The following is a 16211-nucleotide window of genomic DNA, read 5'->3' on the forward strand; positions in this document are numbered from 1 at the left end:
CCTCGCGCCGCGATTAAATAGCCCCTAGTTTGAACAAATTTTAATCCGCAAAGTTCAGCAGACCCTAGGTTAAACTCACTAAAAATGCGATAAAAATACTAATGCACTACAAGAAAAAATGAGTAAACCCGCTCGTTAAAAGAATTCATACCAATTACATTAAATTAGTGATTTATTATAGCGACAAATAAATAGCTTAATAACAAGGCGGAAATTATGACATATAGTTGTTATCACTAATTGCTCCCTGCATTGCTCTGCATCCATGCAGTCGTATATCAATAATTTTTAACTAAGTTAGTAAGTTATTTAATTCGCTAGAAAGATCATGTTTTTAATAAAATTGGTATTATACCATTTGTATCTGACTTACAGCTCAGCTGCTTACAGTTGCGGGAACAGTCGAGGACTCGCACCTCATTCCAAATGAAGCTCTATTATGGGCGGCTAAGTAAATAATTTAAAGCAAAAAAAACCGCACTCAAAAGAGCGCGGTTAAAAAGGGAGTGTTTTAACTAATCGTTAAAACTTGTATTCCATACCTAAGCCTACGTAGTCTTGGTCAACGTTGTTGTCCATATCGAAGCTTGAATAAAAACCAAATACTTTAATATTTTTATTTAATTTGTGATCAAGACCAACTGAAATTGCTGACTTATCGTCGCTGTCGTCAAAGTCCATATCTTGGTATTGCACTTTAAATGTGTTGTTACCCATGCTGTAAGCAGCATTTAGCAAGTAACCATCCGCTTCTGCGCTGCCATCTACTGCTTCTTGTGTTTGGTACATTGCGCCCAATTTAAAGTTTTCAACTTTACCTTGGATTGATGCACGCACTACATCATAGCCATTTACTTCGCTATCGGCTGCAATAGAGGCGTATACCGCGCTCTTTTTAAGTGCCACGTCACCGTATGTCACCGCCATTGAATAGCCGTTATCAGCGTCTACATCGTCTTCAGCTACAAAAGTAGCAAGTACTTTAAAGCCTTCGTATGAGTTTGATGAATAACTAACTGTATTTCCTAAGCGGTTTTCACCTTTAAATACATTTTTAATGTCGCCTTCAAGATCGTTAAATAAATCTAACTTACCTTGAGATTGTTTAAGCGCAGTATCGTTACGACCAATAACCACTTGGCCAAACGCACCTTTTAAACCAACGTATTGGTTACGCGCAGAAATATTGTCGTCGTTATCGCCTTTTGAATCAGCATCAGACACATCCACTTGAAACTCAAACTTATATACCGCTTCTAAACTATCATTTATTTTTTCAGAACCTTTAACACCAAGACGAGATGCATTACTTTTTATCTCAGTAAAAGACCCTTCGCCATCATCAGATGATTGCACTGTTACATTCGCTTTACCGTAAATGTCTACATCAGCAAGTGCATTAAAAGATAAACCACTTAATAGTGCTAAGCATAAGCTCGATTTTACAAATTTCATGTTATTTCCTTGGATAATCACAAAAGACTAATTTTTAAAACTGCTGCATTTTGTCACCGCTAAATGACAGTAATATTACAATGGAAATATTAATGTCTTTTTTTATTAATAAAAATGCATTAAATGTGAAATCAAAATAACATGAAAGCTTAATAAACGGCCGAACTTACTTACCTTGCTTTAATGACAAGCTTGGCGTCATTTGCGAAAGTAAATTAACTAAGGTTTCTATTAGCTCTTTTTGCTCGTTGTCTCTGTGATACGCAATAAATACGTCTCTTGAGGTGTTTTCTACCCCTTTAACATGAAACAACTCACCTTTTTCTAAATGCCCTTCTACCAATACTTGAGGTATAAACGCACTGCCGCCACATTGCAGTATTAAATCAAGTGCAATACGTCCTGTGCTAGTTCTAAAATAAGGAGGGGTTTTTCCAGTAAACTGGCGTGCATGCCAAAGTGAGAAAGTAGTTCCCCAATCAACATATACATACTGATTATCAAAAAAGTTTTCGTTCGTTGCAGTGTCGTATCCGCTTACTGGAATGATTGGCAACTCACAGATTCGCTCTACTACTAACTCGTCTACTTTTGGTGGATCAAACAATATTGCCAAATCAAGCGTGCGTTCTAATAACAGCCGAGTGCTTTCTTGTTGTGCTTTAACTTCTGCGACTAATGACACGCCCGGCATCGCCGATACAATATTTGTTATACCAAACTGTAAAAAAGCATCCCAAATATTAGGCGTTCCTGCTAAGCTAATTTGCTTATGCATATTGTCGGCAAGTGCAACATCGACTTTGGCCCGCTGCATGCCCGTAATAATCATTTGTGCATGGGGTAATAAACGCTCGCCAGGTGCTGTAAGTTGAATGTTATTACGCTGGCGAATAAACAAATTAACACCAAGTCCTTGCTCTAATTGGCGAATTCTAAAGCTCACTGCAGACTGCGTAATATAAAGGTTTTCGGCCGCTTTACCAAAGTGACGCGTACGCACTACCTCAACGAATGTTTTTAATAAATCGATATCCAATTTTTTATCCTCACGATAAAAATAATTTGTTTAATAAATTGCCAAACTTGCATCATACTCCAGCTAATTACTAAGGTATGAGGATAAAGCTATGAGCAATAACATTTCATTACTACGCCAAGCATTTGTTAGCCAACGTCAATTTTATGATGATCAAAACTTTCCACGAGGCTTTAGCCGCAGCGGAAACTTCACCTTATTAGAAGCCAGCATACTTGAACAACACGGAGTTGTTTTAAAAGGCTTATACAGTAAAACAATTGAGCCGCAAAACGAACACCAAGAACAGTTTGTAGCAGTCGTAACTGGCTCACAAGAACCTACCAACCCAATCGAACGAGCTTGGGTAAAATACTTAAAACTAACGACTTGCAAAACTAAGTTTCATACTTTATTTGGCCGCTCAAAAATGTCAGGGCCGGCACCGATTAGCCAAGAGTATTATTCAGAAGCGGATAATCTGTAAGTACTTAAGTTATTTGCTTTTTTGCGTTTTAACAGTTACAACTTGTATAAGCAAATATTTTTGCAAAATATAAACAGGGTTGTTCCGTGACGCGAAAAATACTAATAGTTGAAGATACACCTGCAATGGCGCGAGTGCAAAAGCACATCGCGCTTAAGGCTGGTTATGAAGTTGATATAGCTGAGTCATTAGCGCAAACAAAAGAGCTTATAAGTAAAAATAGCTATTTTTGCGCTGTAGTTGACTTCATATTACCTGATGCCCCATCTGGTGAAGCTGTACCTTGTACTATTAATGCAGACATTCCAACTATTGTAATGACGGGCAATATTGATAAAAAAACTCGCGACACTGTAGAAAAATACCCAATCATCGATTACATCATTAAAGAAAACAAACAAGCATACCAATACCTCGAAAAACAATTGCATCGCTTACCCCGCAACGAAAATGTAAAAGTACTGGTTGTTGATGACTCTAAATCGACTCGCCGATACATTTGCAGCCTATTAGTTCGTCACAAATATCAAATTATTGAAGCACAAGACGGAAAAGAAGCATTAAAAATGCTCGAAAATTCACCCGACATTTCAGTCATCATTACTGATAACGAAATGCCAAACATGAATGGTGATGAGTTATGTAGCGAAATTCGCCGCTTATATAGCAACGACGAAAAAGCCATTATTGGTATTTCGGGCTCTGACTATGTAGGGCTTTCTAGTTTATTTTTAAAAAATGGCGCAAACGATTATTTACATAAACCTTTTAATAGCGAAGAGTTTTACTGCAGGCTTAGTCAAAACGTCGATATGTTAGAACTTATAGCCACTATAAGGCGACAAGCCAACACGGATTATTTAACCAATTTACCAAATCGTCGTTACTTTTTTGAAGAAGCTGAAAAATCATTAAAGCAAATAAAACATACTAAAGGTGATGGTGCTTTAGCTATGCTTGATATTGATCACTTTAAATCAATTAACGATACATACGGGCACGATGTTGGCGACGAAGTATTAAAAGGACTCTCTATTTGCTTTAGTAAATATTTTAAAAAGTATTTAGTAGCCCGCTTAGGTGGTGAAGAGTTTGCCGTTTACTTTGCAAATGCGGATAAACAAGAAGCACTAAAAAGACTTGAAGGTTTTAGGTACTTTATAGAAATGAATAGCCAGGAGTTTAGTAAAGCTAAAATAAAATTCACCATTTCTATTGGTTTTGCAAACGGGCCTGTTTATCAAATTGATGAATTATTAAAACAGGCCGACTTAAAGCTTTACGACGCTAAAGAATCTGGTCGTAATAAAGTAGTTAGCTAGCAGCTCTATTAGCTTAATTATACTTCTGCGGCTGTAATAGCCGCTTTTTTACGTTTGCGCGATTGATGGTAAGAGTCCCAACTAAAAATAGCCAGTGCACTCCAAATACATGCAAATGTTACTACACGCTCTGCATCAAACACTTCACCATAAAACACCACAGCTAGTATAAACATTAGGCTTGGCCCAATATACTGAAAAAAGCCTAATGTAGTGTATTGCAAACGCTTAGCGGCGCCAGTAAAACACAGCAGTGGTAATGTAGTTACAATACCTGCACTAATCAGTAATGCATTAGTATGCCAATCGTTAGCTGGCAGGCTTGATGTTGCAGAAGGTGCCATTAACCACCAATAAATGAGTGCAACAGGCAGTAATATAAGTGCTTCAAGCAAAATGCCTGGCAAGGCTTCAACGGGTAGTTTTTTACGTAACAAACCATAAAGCGCAAACGATATAGCTAATGAAAATGCCACTACCGGAAACGAGCCAAAACTAATTAGCTGCAGCACAACACCGGTAAAGGCCAGTGCCACTGCTACACCTTGAAACTTACGCAGGCGTTCACCTAAAAAGAGCATACCCAGTAATACATTTAAAAGAGGGTTTATGTAATAGCCCAAACTCGCATCAAGCATATGGTTATTATTTATAGCCCATATAAATAAACCCCAGTTAAACCCTAGTAATGTTGAGGTAATAACAAGCATAAGCAAAAGCTTAGGCTGAACAATAATGCGTTTAACTTTATCCCAATACTTTAAAACACTTACTACTAGCACTAAAAATACAACCGACCAAACAACCCGATGCATTAAAATTTCAAAGGCAGAAACATGCTGAATTAACTTAAAATATATTGGCGCAAGGCCCCACATAAAAAAAGCAAGACAAGCAAAAATAGCACCTTTACGCTGCTCAGTATCAATCGACATAATAAACACTTAGTGATTTAAAAGGCCGCTAGTTTACTTCCCATACACGTTTTATCCAACTAAATACGTGCCTGTCCCAAAAGCAATTTGAACTGATTGCTCATTATGTAATTCCATTCGACAAACACACACTTTATTACCTGAGCGAATAAGTGTGGCACTCGCTGTAAAGGTCTCTCCTTTACCAGGGCGCAAATAATCAGTGCGCAAGTCGATAGTCCCAAGCGTGGCTAATTTTGTTTGCACACTTGTGATATCTAAATCGGTGAGCTTATCAATCACGCTTGCTGCAGCGAGCATACCGCCTACATTATCAAGTACGGCTGAAATAACACCACCGTGCAGTATTTTTTGCGCAGGGTTACCAATGAGTACATCCTGCCACGGAAACGTAATTTTGGCCTGTTCAGGGCTTAAAGACTCAACCGATATTTGTAAAAACTGGTTGAACGGCATGCCATTTACAAATAATGCACCCACTTGTTCAATTAACATTTCTTTATTCATTATTATTCTCTATGTTTAAACTGGTACGATGAGTAAAGCATAACTTAAGCAAAACTACGAGGTTCTAGTTAAATCATTTACTTAGCAACCTAACTTTAAGAAAGCAGATCTATCTTAATAAGCGGTTTCAACACTACCAGAGTTTAATTTACTTACAATAGAGTTGAGGTTAATACCAATTAGCTTAATTAAGTGATCTATCTGGAGGTAAGAAAATAGTGTCTATAACAAGGCAAAAAACTCGTTATTTAGTTGTTCTATATCAGAAATTTTTAACGCAGCTAGCGTCAGATTTGATCCCTCAAATTGATTAAGTAGTATTGCGGATTGGTATAAGTAACTCAGCTAAAGACATCTCACTAAAAAACCACTAAAATACCCGCCAATGAATACATCAACACCACCTTCTAGCACCCTTGTGCGTAAACCCGAAACTGTCCTCAAACAAGTGTTTGGCTACAGTGAATTTCGCGACGGCCAAAAAACAGTTATTGATGCTGCTATTAACGGCCAAGACTCGCTTGTATTGCTCCCTACTGGCGGCGGAAAATCGGTTTGCTATCAAATACCCGCTTTAGTGCTTGAAGGCGTCACTATTGTTATATCTCCGCTTATTTCGCTAATGCAAGATCAGGTAAGTCAACTACAAGCACTTGGGGTTAAAGCCGCTTACGTAAATAACAGCTTAGCCCGAGAAGAGCAGCAATTGGTGTATCAACAGCTTCATCAGGGGCAAATTAAGCTTTTATATGTGGCACCTGAAAAAGTATTACAACGCGAATTTTTAGAGCGTTTATCGCATTTAAATGTAAGCTTATTTGCCATTGACGAAGCGCATTGTGTGTCGCATTGGGGTCACGATTTTAGGCCTCATTACTTTCGCTTAAACGAATTAAAGCAACGTTTTGCACATGTACCCATGATGGCGCTCACTGCAACTGCCGATAAAGCCACACGGTTTGATATAGTTGAGCAACTAAAATTACAACAGCCTTATATTCATACTGGCAGCTTTGATCGCCCCAATATTCGCTACACCATAGAAGAAAAATTTAAACCTATGGTGCAATTGCTTCGCTACCTAAAGGAGCAAAAAAGCCAGAGCGGTATTATTTATTGCACTAGCCGTAAACGCGTAGACGACATTGCTGAAAAAATTGCAGATGCAGGGCTAAACGCTGCCGCTTACCATGCAGGTATGAGTAACGAGCAACGACAATTTGTACAAACTGGTTTTGCCCGTGACGATATACAAATAGTGGTCGCAACCGTTGCCTTTGGTATGGGTATAAACAAGCCTAACGTGCGTTTTGTACTGCATTACGATATTCCAAAAAGTATAGAGTCGTACTATCAAGAAACAGGCCGAGCTGGGCGAGATGGACTTGCCGCAGAAGCCATAATGTATTTTGACCCAGCTGATATTGGCCGTGTAAGACGTTTTTTTGAAGACATAGACGACGAGCAACGCCGCCGTGTAGAAGAACAACGCTTTAACGCAATGGCAAGCTTTGCAGAAGCACAAACGTGTCGCCGCCAAATATTACTTAACTATTTTAGTGAGTATAAGCGCGAACCTTGTGGTAACTGCGATATTTGTCTAAATCCACCTAAAAGCTTTGACGGTACATTGGTTGCCCAACAAGCACTTTCGTGTGTATATAGAGCTGACCAACGCTTTGGTCTTGGGTACATTGTTGAATTACTACGTGGTGCAAACACTAGTCGCATACGCGATAACAATCATCATGAGCTAAGTACTTACGGCATAGGTAAAGATAAAAGTAGTGAATTTTGGCTCAGTATTTTACGCCAGCTTATTCATCAAGGTTTACTTAGCCAAGATATAACGCAAGGTGCGTCGCTTCGCTTAACCGAAGCCGCGCGTGCAATTTTAAAAGGTGAGTACGCACTGCAACTAGCCGAGCCACGCCTGCAAGCCAAACACGTTTATCAAGATAAATTAGCACAATTTAATTACGACAAAAAACTGTTTGCTCGCCTTCGCGCACTACGTAAAGAACTTGCTGATGCCGACGATGTACCACCTTATGTGGTATTTAATGATAAAACGCTAGCCGAAATGGCGCAGCTTATGCCAACAAACGACAGTGAATTTTTAAAAGTGTCGGGTGTGGGTTTTACTAAGTTAAATAAGTACGGCGGCGAATTTTTAACTGCAATTCGCAATTACCTAGCTACAAATTAAGAATGTTATGACCCAAATAGAATATGACCACGCCCATAAATACATTTTAATTACACCAGTCGAGCCTCCACACGATGAAGACTTTGAACTGTGGAGCACACTCTTTTTACACTCAGACGATGTAACACTCAATGAGTATTCTGCAGGCGCCGATCGCCATCAAGTTCGCTTTACCTATAATCAGCAGACCTTTAATTTAAACTATGAGCATTACAGCCAAAGTATTTGGATTAATGCCGAAGGCCATGAAGCTGAGCACTTATTAGCCGCTTTAGCATTTTATTTAAGTTAGCTTTTAATATCCCGCCCACAGGCGGTTCTAAACCAGGTTGGTTATTAACATAAGTGAATATGAGTAACAATTAATTAGTTTCAAAATCCATACCTTTTACTTACATTATAATAACAATGATGTAAGCTGATATTACGATAGTCATTTGCTACGTAGCAGTAAAGAGGTTTAATGGTGAACAAGAAATGGATAGCACAATGTTGTATTAGCTTAACGGTTTTAAGCTTTTATGTGCCTAATGCATTCGCACAACAATCTTCAACGAAAACTGATAACTGCCTTGTAGAACAGACAGATTTAAGCACAAATAAAAACTTACGCCGAGAAGTCCAAGACAAAACAACCCTCACGCACAGTAATAGTAACGCTAAAATAGCCTCAATAAAGCTCAAGCAACTTAATGTATTTAATACTGAGCTTGAAGAGGAAAATAATGCCCTATTCCGATTTGCTAACCGCGCTCATATTCAAACAGAGCCCGATGTCATTAATAACCTTTTATTATTCTCCCCTGGTGACAAGTACGATGCTAAAAAGCTTGCAGAGTCTGAGCGCCTACTTCGTAAAGAAAGCTACTTATATGATGCACAAATTAGTGCAATCGAAAACTGCGACGGTGACGTTAATGTAGAAGTGGTTACCCGTGATTTATGGACACTTTTACCTGAAGTAAACTTTAGCCGTAGCGGTGGAGAAAATAAATCGAGTATAGGTTTTAGAGAATCAAACCTGCTTGGTTGGGGGAAGCGCCTTTCGTTGTCACGCACGACCGACAGCGATCGTAGCGGTTATTTATTTGTTTACGACGATCCTAATATTTTATCTACTCGCTACCGCGGCCGTTTAGAGTACGCTGATAACAGCGATGGCAAGCGCCATTTACTTGAGCTAACCTATCCATTTTACGCGATAGACACCCCTTTTAGTTACGGTATTTTAAGCTATTCTGAGCAGCGCGAAGAGTCACTATATAAACGCGGCGAAGAGTTTAGCGAATTTGATCAAACTACTGATTTAAACCGTGCATTTATAGGACACTCTAAAGCGCTTAATAATAATTGGACCCAACGCTTAACCTTAGGTTATACCGACGAGCAGCATACCTTTGAAGCTATAGACACTACATTTGCACCACTTGCCGATGACAGAAGTTTAAGTTATCCCTTTATAAGCGGCCATTGGTTTGAAGATAACTACATAAAAGTACGCAATTTTGACAGTATATCTCGCACTGAGGATTTAAACTTAGGTTGGAATATTAAAAGCTTAATTGGCTATTCAGACGAATCATTAAGTAATGACGACAGCCGCGCGGTGTATTCTTTTAACTTTAAAAAAGCCCACTTTACTAACGATAATACCTTATGGCGTTTTAGTGCTGATATTGATGGCTATTGGAATAAAGAACAGAAAAAACTCGAAAACTTTATGGCCACCAGCCAAGTGCAATATTATTTAAATACCAGTGAAGATCAATCTTGGTATGTTAAAGCCCGGGTGCAATACGCAAAAAACCTTACTGCTGATCAACAGCTTACTTTAGGCGGCGAAACAGGCCTGCGTGGTTACCCTATGGATTATCAACATGGCGACCGCAGCTTTTTAGTTAATCTAGAAAAGCGCTATTACTGGGAGTACGATTTACTACAACTATTTAAAGTGGGTGGCGCAGCTTTTGTAGATGTGGGCAGAGCATGGTTTAACGATAAAGATAATGGTGAAAACGCACATGTATTAAAAAATATAGGCGTGGGTCTTCGTTTAGCACCGAGTCGTGCAAACTCAGGAACCATGATCCACATTGATATTGCAGCCCCAGTTGATAGCTACGATGACGTAGACTCAGTACAGTGGTTAGTAAGCGTTAAAAACACTTTTTAAATAATACAAACGCGTTAAACTAATACCAATTGAATTAAATTAAATTGGTATAAAAGTTCAGGGCCTAATGTGGAAATAATAGAAGTTTTAGAATTGTTTGCATCACAATATAAGTTAATTGTAACTATAATCGCTATTTTGGTTTTCCCTCTGCTATTAAAAATAACCAAAAAATTACTCGAAAAAGCAATTAAGGGGAAAGTTGATTTACACCGAAAATACCGTGCAGAGCTCTTACTAAAAATTATACTCGCCTTTGTCGTGCTGTGTTTAGTTTTAGTATTTTGGGGTATAGAGCTTCGTGGCTTACTGGTTTTAGGCTCCTCTTTATTCGCTATGTTAGGCGTAGCGCTTTTTGCCGCTTGGTCATTACTGAGTAACCTAACCGCATTTTTACTAATGTTTATTCAAAACGATTGCCGTGTTGGCTATTGGGTACGAATTATTGATGGTGCGAATCATATTGAAGGGCGCATTGTTGAAATGGGCTTAATGAATGTAGTACTTGAGCATATTGATGGGCACCGTGTAATTTACCCTAATAATTTATTTGTGACACGCCCTGTCATGGTTTTAAATAAAGAACCAAAGCCAACAAAAGCTCCCGTTATAAAGCGTATTATTGGCCCTAAAAAACATAGTTAAAAAAGTAATTGTCACAAAAAAGCCGCAGAAGATAATTACCTTCTGCGGCTTTTTTAATGCTTAACTAACCACAATTAAGACTAGGGCGTGTTGATCTTTGATGGTTGAATTTGCAGCAGTATGTTTGGTTTTTAGGCAAGGCAGAGCCTATGAAGTGTGGTTACTCCCCATAAATAGGCGATAACGCAGCATAAATGCCAAACATGCGCTGCCCTTCGGGTTCTGCCTAGGGGCGATAAACTCTTTGTTACTCGGTTTTTACTTAGCCCACTAGGTTACAAACCTCGCGCCGCGATTTAATCGCCCCTAGATTGAACAAATTTCAATCCGCAAAGTTAAACACGCCCTAGCTATTAGTTATTTAGTTCAGCTGTTTTAAGCTCGTCATCTAAATCGTTTATTTCATCAATAAAGTTCTCTAGTTGCTGCTCTACTAAACTATTGTCATTTGCAAAGTAAGCAAGGTGGAATACCGCATCACCTTCATTTACTAATGGCATAGTTTGCTGACCAATAACAATACCGCCTTTAGGCGCTAAAAGCTCAAGCTCAGAGTCACCTAGTGGGCTACTAATATAAGCAAGTACTTGCCCTTTAGTTACATGCTCACCCAGTGATACTTGTGCACGCACAATACCATCAACTTCGGCACGTATCCAACTAGTTGAACCTGCAATAATAGGATCTGGTAACTTTTTAGGACGCTTGCCACGGATCATTTTTAAATGACGCATAACATAATCAACACCCTGCACACCTGCCGCAATTGCGATTGGATCAAAACGCAGTGCTTCACCAGCTTCATAGGTTATAACCGGTATACCTAGGTTTGCTGCTTCACTTCGTAATGAGCCATTACGCAATGATGCATCTATAACTGCTGGCGTGCCGAATGCTTTAGCCATTTCAGCGGTTGCTTCATCAGCTAAGTTAGCGCGAATTTGCGGTAAGTTAGTTCGATGAATAGCGCCAGTATGTAAATCAATAATGTGGGTACAATGTATTGCCACTTGATTAAAAAACATATAAGCCATACGCCCAGCAAGTGAGCCACGCTCAGAACCTGGGAAACTACGGTTCATATCGCGTCGGTCTGGTAAATAACGCGATTTATGAATAAAGCCAAACACATTCACAATAGGCACAGCGATTATTGTACCGCGCAATTGGCTTGGGTCTATTTTAGCAATTAACTGACGCACAACTTCTACGCCATTTAGCTCATCACCATGAATAGCCGCACACACCATAAGCACAGGACCTTCCATTACACCGTTAACCACTTCAATAGGAATATTAAGTGGTGAATGGGTATAAAGTTTAGCTGCCTCTAAGGCAAGTGTTTTACGCTCGCCTACGCCTACACTCTCTCCTAATAAGGTAAAAGGACGGTTAATTTTAACCTTTGCCACGTGTTGCTGTTCCTTTACTTGAGGCATTTTTTTCGATGAAATCAATCACCATGCCTGCAATGTCTTTACCTGTTGCTATTTCAATGCCCTCTAAACCTGGTGATGAGTTTACTTCCATCACAAGTGGTCCACGAGATGAGCGAAGTAAATCAACTCCCGCTACGTTCAAGCCCATTGATTTAGCCGCCGCTACTGCCGTTTTACGCTCCTCTGGAGTAATACGAACTAATGTAGCACTACCACCACGGTGAAGGTTAGAGCGGAACTCACCTTCTTGTGCTTGGCGCTTCATAGCTGCTATTACTTTATCGCCTAATACGAAACAACGTATATCGGCACCACCCGCTTCTTTAATGTATTCCTGAACCATAATATTAGCTTTTAAGCCCATAAATGCTTCAATAACACTTTCTGCCGCTTTGCGTGTTTCAGCAAGTACAACACCAATGCCTTGTGTGCCTTCAAGTAATTTAATTACAACAGGTGCACCGCCTACCATTTCTAGTAAGTCTTTTACATCATCTGGTTTGCTAGCAAAACCTGTTACTGGCATACCAACGCCTTTGCGCGAAAGTAACTGAAGTGAGCGTAATTTATCGCGCGAACGAGAAATAGCGACTGATTCGTTTACAGGGTAAACACCCATCATTTCAAACTGACGAAGTACCGAACAGCCATAAAATGTAACCGATGCACCAATACGCGGGACGATTGCGTCAAATTCTTTTAAGTTTTCACCGCGATAGTGAATTTCTGGTTGCTCAGAGTTGATATTCATATAACAGCGCAATGCATCAATCACTTTAACTTCGTGACCGCGTGCCTCTGCCGCCTCAATTAAGCGACGTGTTGAATATAATTTTCTGTTGCGAGATAAAATACCGATTTTCATAGTTAAACCTTACGACCTAATAGTTGAGATAAAGCCGGGTCAACGACTATACGATTTTCCATGGCTGTACGCCCTAATAACATTCTAAACTTCATTGTTGCACGGCTTGTTAAAGTAAGCTCGATAGGCCAGCTATGCTCGCCTGCATGCAATGTAGTTTCTATAAAGTAACGTAACTCTTTTTGCCCACTTGAGCTGGTTACGTACTTCATTTTTTTAACTTTTGCATTGCAAGTGACTTGTGTTTGCTCATCATCTTGCAGTGGCTGGGCCGTAAATTTAACCCATTTTTCTGAGTCAACTTCGTATTCTTCAATGTTAATTGCATGAATACATGAAGTGCGAGCGCCAGTATCAATTTTTGCTTTTATCTCGTTAATACCAAGCCCAGGTAAACTTAACCACTCACGCCAACCAACTGTGATCTTTGCTGTCATAAATGTGCCCTTAATAAAAAAGTGACTTATACGCTACAGGTAAAAAAACACCAACGAAATAAATTTATCTAGTCGATTAGTAAATTAAATTGATCTTTTTAAACAACTGGTCACACAATGCACGCCTTGCTGAATAGTACTTTATGCCACTTTACTCAGCCCAAAGGCTCTGCATATATTTTGCTATTTAAGCTTAACTTATTAAAAATAAAGGTAAGTTTAAAATACTTAAGTAGATACACTATAGTTAACGGTATTAAAAATACACTATTATGAGAAATAATTATGATTAATGGTTTACTACATGCACTTGTACTTGATGGACAAGGCGGCGCTCGCCCTATTGAAAGCACTAATGAGCTAAATAGCTGGCAACCAAGCCACGGAAAACTTTGGGTGCACATGGACTATAGCCAAAGCGAGGCTGTTGAGTGGCTCAAGGCACAGCCTCATTTAAACGATTACGAATTAGAGTCCTTAATTGCTGATGAAACACGCCCGCGAATTACATCAACGACTAACGGACATATGTTATTTTTACGTGGTGTAAATTTAAATCCAGCACAAAGCCCTGAAGACATGGTTTCAATTCGTTTATTTATTAGCGAAGACATTCTTATTACTACCCGCAAACGTCGTTTATTATCGGTGCAAGATACGCTCGCCTGTTTAAATGAAAATAAAGGCCCATGCAATATTTCTGAATTAGTGTGCTCTATTACACAAAAATTAACCTCACGTATGCAAAGCGTTATTGACTCACTAGATGAAACACTCGACGAGTTTGAAGAAGAAATAGATGAACCAAGTAAAAAGTTTGATAACCAAGGTTTATCACAGTTGCGCCGTCAAACAATTGCCTTAAAGCGTTATTTAAAACCGCAAAAAGAAGCCCTTAGCTCAATGGTAAATAATCACTACCCGTGGCTGTTAGATGACGATAAAGCAAAATTAAACGAAACAACAAACTTACTTATTCGTTATTTAGAGGAGCTTGATAGCTCTATTGAACGTGCGCAAATCATTCAGCAAACAATCACTAACCAAGTGTCTGAGCAATTAAATCAGCGTATGTATGTAATGTCGGTTGTGGCTGCATTGTTTTTACCTTTAGGCTTTTTAACCGGCCTGTTAGGCGTAAACGTAGGAGGTATTCCGGGTACCGAGAGCCCCTATGCATTTAGTGCGTTTGTTATATTTTTGATTGTACTTACTGGCGGTATTGGTGTGTATTTTAAAAATAAAAAATGGTTATAAATTAAGTTTATACATTTAAAAAGCATTAAAAAAGCATTAAAAAAGCCACTCAGTTTTAAACTGAGTGGCTTTCTAAACTACTAAATAATTAGTTAGTTTTACGCGTATAACTAACGTCAGTCATTGTTACTTTAGCTTTTGTAATTCCTAAATCTTTAAAGCACTCTTTAAATGAATCTGAGTTTCCTGACTCGCCACACTCATCTAGTGTATATGGGTCTTGTGATTGTAAATAATTACCAAACTTAAAGTAAGATTCTGAATCATCTTCTACCGGAATACCAAAGGTAGTACCTAATGCAGTCACATCTACATCACCGTAATTATTAACTACTTTTAGATTGAATGAACCACCACTTCTGATAGTACCTAGTGCATGCTTTTCTTCTTTACCACTGGTGTTACGCAGGCGAACATAAACGTCAAAAATCCCGTTATCTGCTACGCTATCATCAAAACCGGATTCATCAGTATCTGAAACATATACTTTTGAAATCGTACCCGTATCGCTAGCGTGGTGCTGAGAAATAATCGTTTTACCACCATCTGACATTTCAACTTTTACAGTTGCTTCAAAAACCTCATAGGTTTCGGTCATTGCAACACGTGCACTTTCTTTTACTTTATATTCATGACGCCAGCCATTCCCGTTTGGAGTGATATGACGCGCTTCTAGAGGAACAAACTCTAAAGTGTCGCTATTTACTAATGGATGAGGATCGTTACCTTCAAGGTCAAAAATACTACCGTTGGTGATGTTGCTTGCTATACCTGAGCCACTACCAGTGTCGCCACCGCCAGTATCACCACCACCTGTGTCTCCGCCGCCAGAAGAACTCCCCTTAGTTAACGAAAAGTCATCAAAACGAACATCGCTTGAGCTCTTATCATGCTTAGCAAATACTTGTAGCGAACCTGTATTAGCTGTGGTGAAAGTTTTAGATACTTTTGTCCACGAAGAAACGTTAAATTTCTCACTTTTAAACAAACCATTAAGATCGTTAATGCCGATTTGTCCCTTGCCAAGTACGTACGCACTTAACGTGTACTGAGTATTGCGATCTACATCTACATTCTGGTAAACACGCCCTGGGCTACCTTGAATTTTTAATGATTTAGAGCCCTTGTAAGCACTACCTGAAATAGCCGCTGGTTCTGTTTCATTCCAGTTATTCCAACCATCTTCAAATCCAGCATTATTAACAGTTGCCGCTTGTACAAAACTTGAGCTAGCAGTCATTGCTGCAAGCATAAATAGGGATTTTTGGTTAATCATTATCTTTATTTCTCCAAACCTGTACATGAAAAAATCTTACTACATGGCTATAAATGAGTATTTCACTTGAGCCTAGATCACCGCCTGTAAACAGGTTTTAACTTGTGTTTTTATGTGTAATTGGTAATAACTTAAATGTAAAAAAAACCACTCCTGGTTTACAAGTAAATATTACCAATGATTATT

At 39.0% G+C, this 16211-nt stretch carries 15 protein-coding genes and 1 riboswitch; of the genes, 7 read left to right on the forward strand and 8 right to left on the reverse strand.

The window, feature by feature from the left end; translation table 11 throughout:
- Positions 1 to 338 precede the first annotated feature (338 nt).
- Positions 339 to 488, reverse strand: a riboswitch (cobalamin riboswitch).
- A gap of 34 nt (positions 489 to 522) precedes the next feature.
- Together CXF76_RS01010 and CXF76_RS01015 are read right to left on the reverse strand one after the other, a co-directional pair.
- The gene (locus CXF76_RS01010; protein ID WP_024590705.1) at positions 523 to 1455 is read right to left on the reverse strand and encodes a porin; all 933 of its coding nucleotides are present in this window, start codon (positions 1453 to 1455) and stop codon (positions 523 to 525) included.
- Positions 1456 to 1621: 166 nt separating this feature from the next.
- Positions 1622 to 2494, reverse strand: coding sequence for a LysR family transcriptional regulator (locus CXF76_RS01015; RefSeq protein WP_010553277.1), 873 nt, complete (start codon positions 2492 to 2494; stop codon positions 1622 to 1624).
- Between the two features lie 91 nt (positions 2495 to 2585).
- Between CXF76_RS01015 and CXF76_RS01020 the strand changes: the two genes are divergently transcribed.
- Both CXF76_RS01020 and CXF76_RS01025 read left to right on the forward strand, forming a co-directional pair.
- Complete coding sequence (locus tag CXF76_RS01020; RefSeq protein ID WP_002961378.1) at positions 2586 to 2960, forward strand: DUF413 domain-containing protein; 375 nt, start codon at positions 2586 to 2588, stop codon at positions 2958 to 2960.
- Positions 2961 to 3046: 86 nt separating this feature from the next.
- The gene (locus CXF76_RS01025) at positions 3047 to 4282 is read left to right on the forward strand and encodes a response regulator (RefSeq protein WP_024590704.1); all 1236 of its coding nucleotides are present in this window, start codon (positions 3047 to 3049) and stop codon (positions 4280 to 4282) included.
- A 17-nt stretch (positions 4283 to 4299) separates the two neighbouring features.
- Here the strand turns inward: CXF76_RS01025 and rarD are convergent, their stop codons facing one another.
- The gene (rarD, locus tag CXF76_RS01030) at positions 4300 to 5217 is read right to left on the reverse strand and encodes an EamA family transporter RarD (protein WP_024590703.1); all 918 of its coding nucleotides are present in this window, start codon (positions 5215 to 5217) and stop codon (positions 4300 to 4302) included.
- Positions 5218 to 5268: 51 nt separating this feature from the next.
- The gene (locus tag CXF76_RS01035) at positions 5269 to 5724 is read right to left on the reverse strand and encodes a thioesterase family protein (RefSeq protein WP_024590702.1); all 456 of its coding nucleotides are present in this window, start codon (positions 5722 to 5724) and stop codon (positions 5269 to 5271) included.
- A gap of 385 nt (positions 5725 to 6109) precedes the next feature.
- Here CXF76_RS01035 and recQ point away from each other — a divergent pair, with 385 nt between their 5' ends.
- From recQ to CXF76_RS01055, 4 genes are all read left to right on the forward strand, one after another.
- The gene (gene recQ / locus CXF76_RS01040) at positions 6110 to 7933 is read left to right on the forward strand and encodes a DNA helicase RecQ (protein WP_101162840.1); all 1824 of its coding nucleotides are present in this window, start codon (positions 6110 to 6112) and stop codon (positions 7931 to 7933) included.
- 7 nt (positions 7934 to 7940) lie between these two features.
- Positions 7941 to 8225 carry a DUF3630 family protein gene (locus tag CXF76_RS01045; protein WP_007583724.1) on the forward strand — a complete coding sequence of 95 codons (285 nt, stop codon included), beginning with the start codon at positions 7941 to 7943 and terminating at the stop codon, positions 8223 to 8225.
- Positions 8226 to 8396: 171 nt separating this feature from the next.
- Positions 8397 to 10106 carry a ShlB/FhaC/HecB family hemolysin secretion/activation protein gene (locus CXF76_RS01050; protein WP_024609055.1) on the forward strand — a complete coding sequence of 570 codons (1710 nt, stop codon included), beginning with the start codon at positions 8397 to 8399 and terminating at the stop codon, positions 10104 to 10106.
- 69 nt (positions 10107 to 10175) lie between these two features.
- Complete coding sequence (locus CXF76_RS01055) at positions 10176 to 10751, forward strand: mechanosensitive ion channel domain-containing protein (protein WP_010553281.1); 576 nt, start codon at positions 10176 to 10178, stop codon at positions 10749 to 10751.
- A gap of 353 nt (positions 10752 to 11104) precedes the next feature.
- Here the strand turns inward: CXF76_RS01055 and CXF76_RS01060 are convergent, their stop codons facing one another.
- Genes CXF76_RS01060 through CXF76_RS01070 form a run of 3 tightly spaced genes read right to left on the reverse strand, consistent with a single transcriptional unit; the run spans position 11105 to position 13492 of the window.
- On the reverse strand, positions 11105 to 12163 hold the full coding sequence (locus tag CXF76_RS01060) for a succinylglutamate desuccinylase/aspartoacylase family protein (protein WP_024590698.1): 1059 nt from the start codon (positions 12161 to 12163) through the stop codon (positions 11105 to 11107).
- Positions 12150 to 13055, reverse strand: a complete 906-nt coding sequence (gene rimK / locus CXF76_RS01065) for a 30S ribosomal protein S6--L-glutamate ligase (protein WP_002961977.1) — start codon at positions 13053 to 13055, stop codon at positions 12150 to 12152. The genes CXF76_RS01060 and rimK overlap by 14 nt, the downstream gene beginning before the upstream one ends.
- Positions 13056 to 13057: 2 nt before the next feature.
- On the reverse strand, positions 13058 to 13492 hold the full coding sequence (locus CXF76_RS01070) for an ATP-dependent zinc protease family protein (protein WP_007585784.1): 435 nt from the start codon (positions 13490 to 13492) through the stop codon (positions 13058 to 13060).
- A gap of 285 nt (positions 13493 to 13777) precedes the next feature.
- Here CXF76_RS01070 and CXF76_RS01075 point away from each other — a divergent pair, with 285 nt between their 5' ends.
- On the forward strand, positions 13778 to 14749 hold the full coding sequence (locus tag CXF76_RS01075; protein ID WP_101162841.1) for a zinc transporter ZntB: 972 nt from the start codon (positions 13778 to 13780) through the stop codon (positions 14747 to 14749).
- Between the two features lie 88 nt (positions 14750 to 14837).
- Here CXF76_RS01075 and CXF76_RS01080 read toward each other — a convergent pair whose 3' ends face one another.
- The gene (locus CXF76_RS01080) at positions 14838 to 16025 is read right to left on the reverse strand and encodes a polysaccharide lyase family 7 protein (protein WP_101162842.1); all 1188 of its coding nucleotides are present in this window, start codon (positions 16023 to 16025) and stop codon (positions 14838 to 14840) included.
- Positions 16026 to 16211 lie beyond the last annotated feature (186 nt).

It is taken from the genome of Pseudoalteromonas sp. 78C3, from assembly GCF_002836695.1.
GTDB classification, from domain to species: domain Bacteria; phylum Pseudomonadota; class Gammaproteobacteria; order Enterobacterales; family Alteromonadaceae; genus Pseudoalteromonas; species Pseudoalteromonas arctica.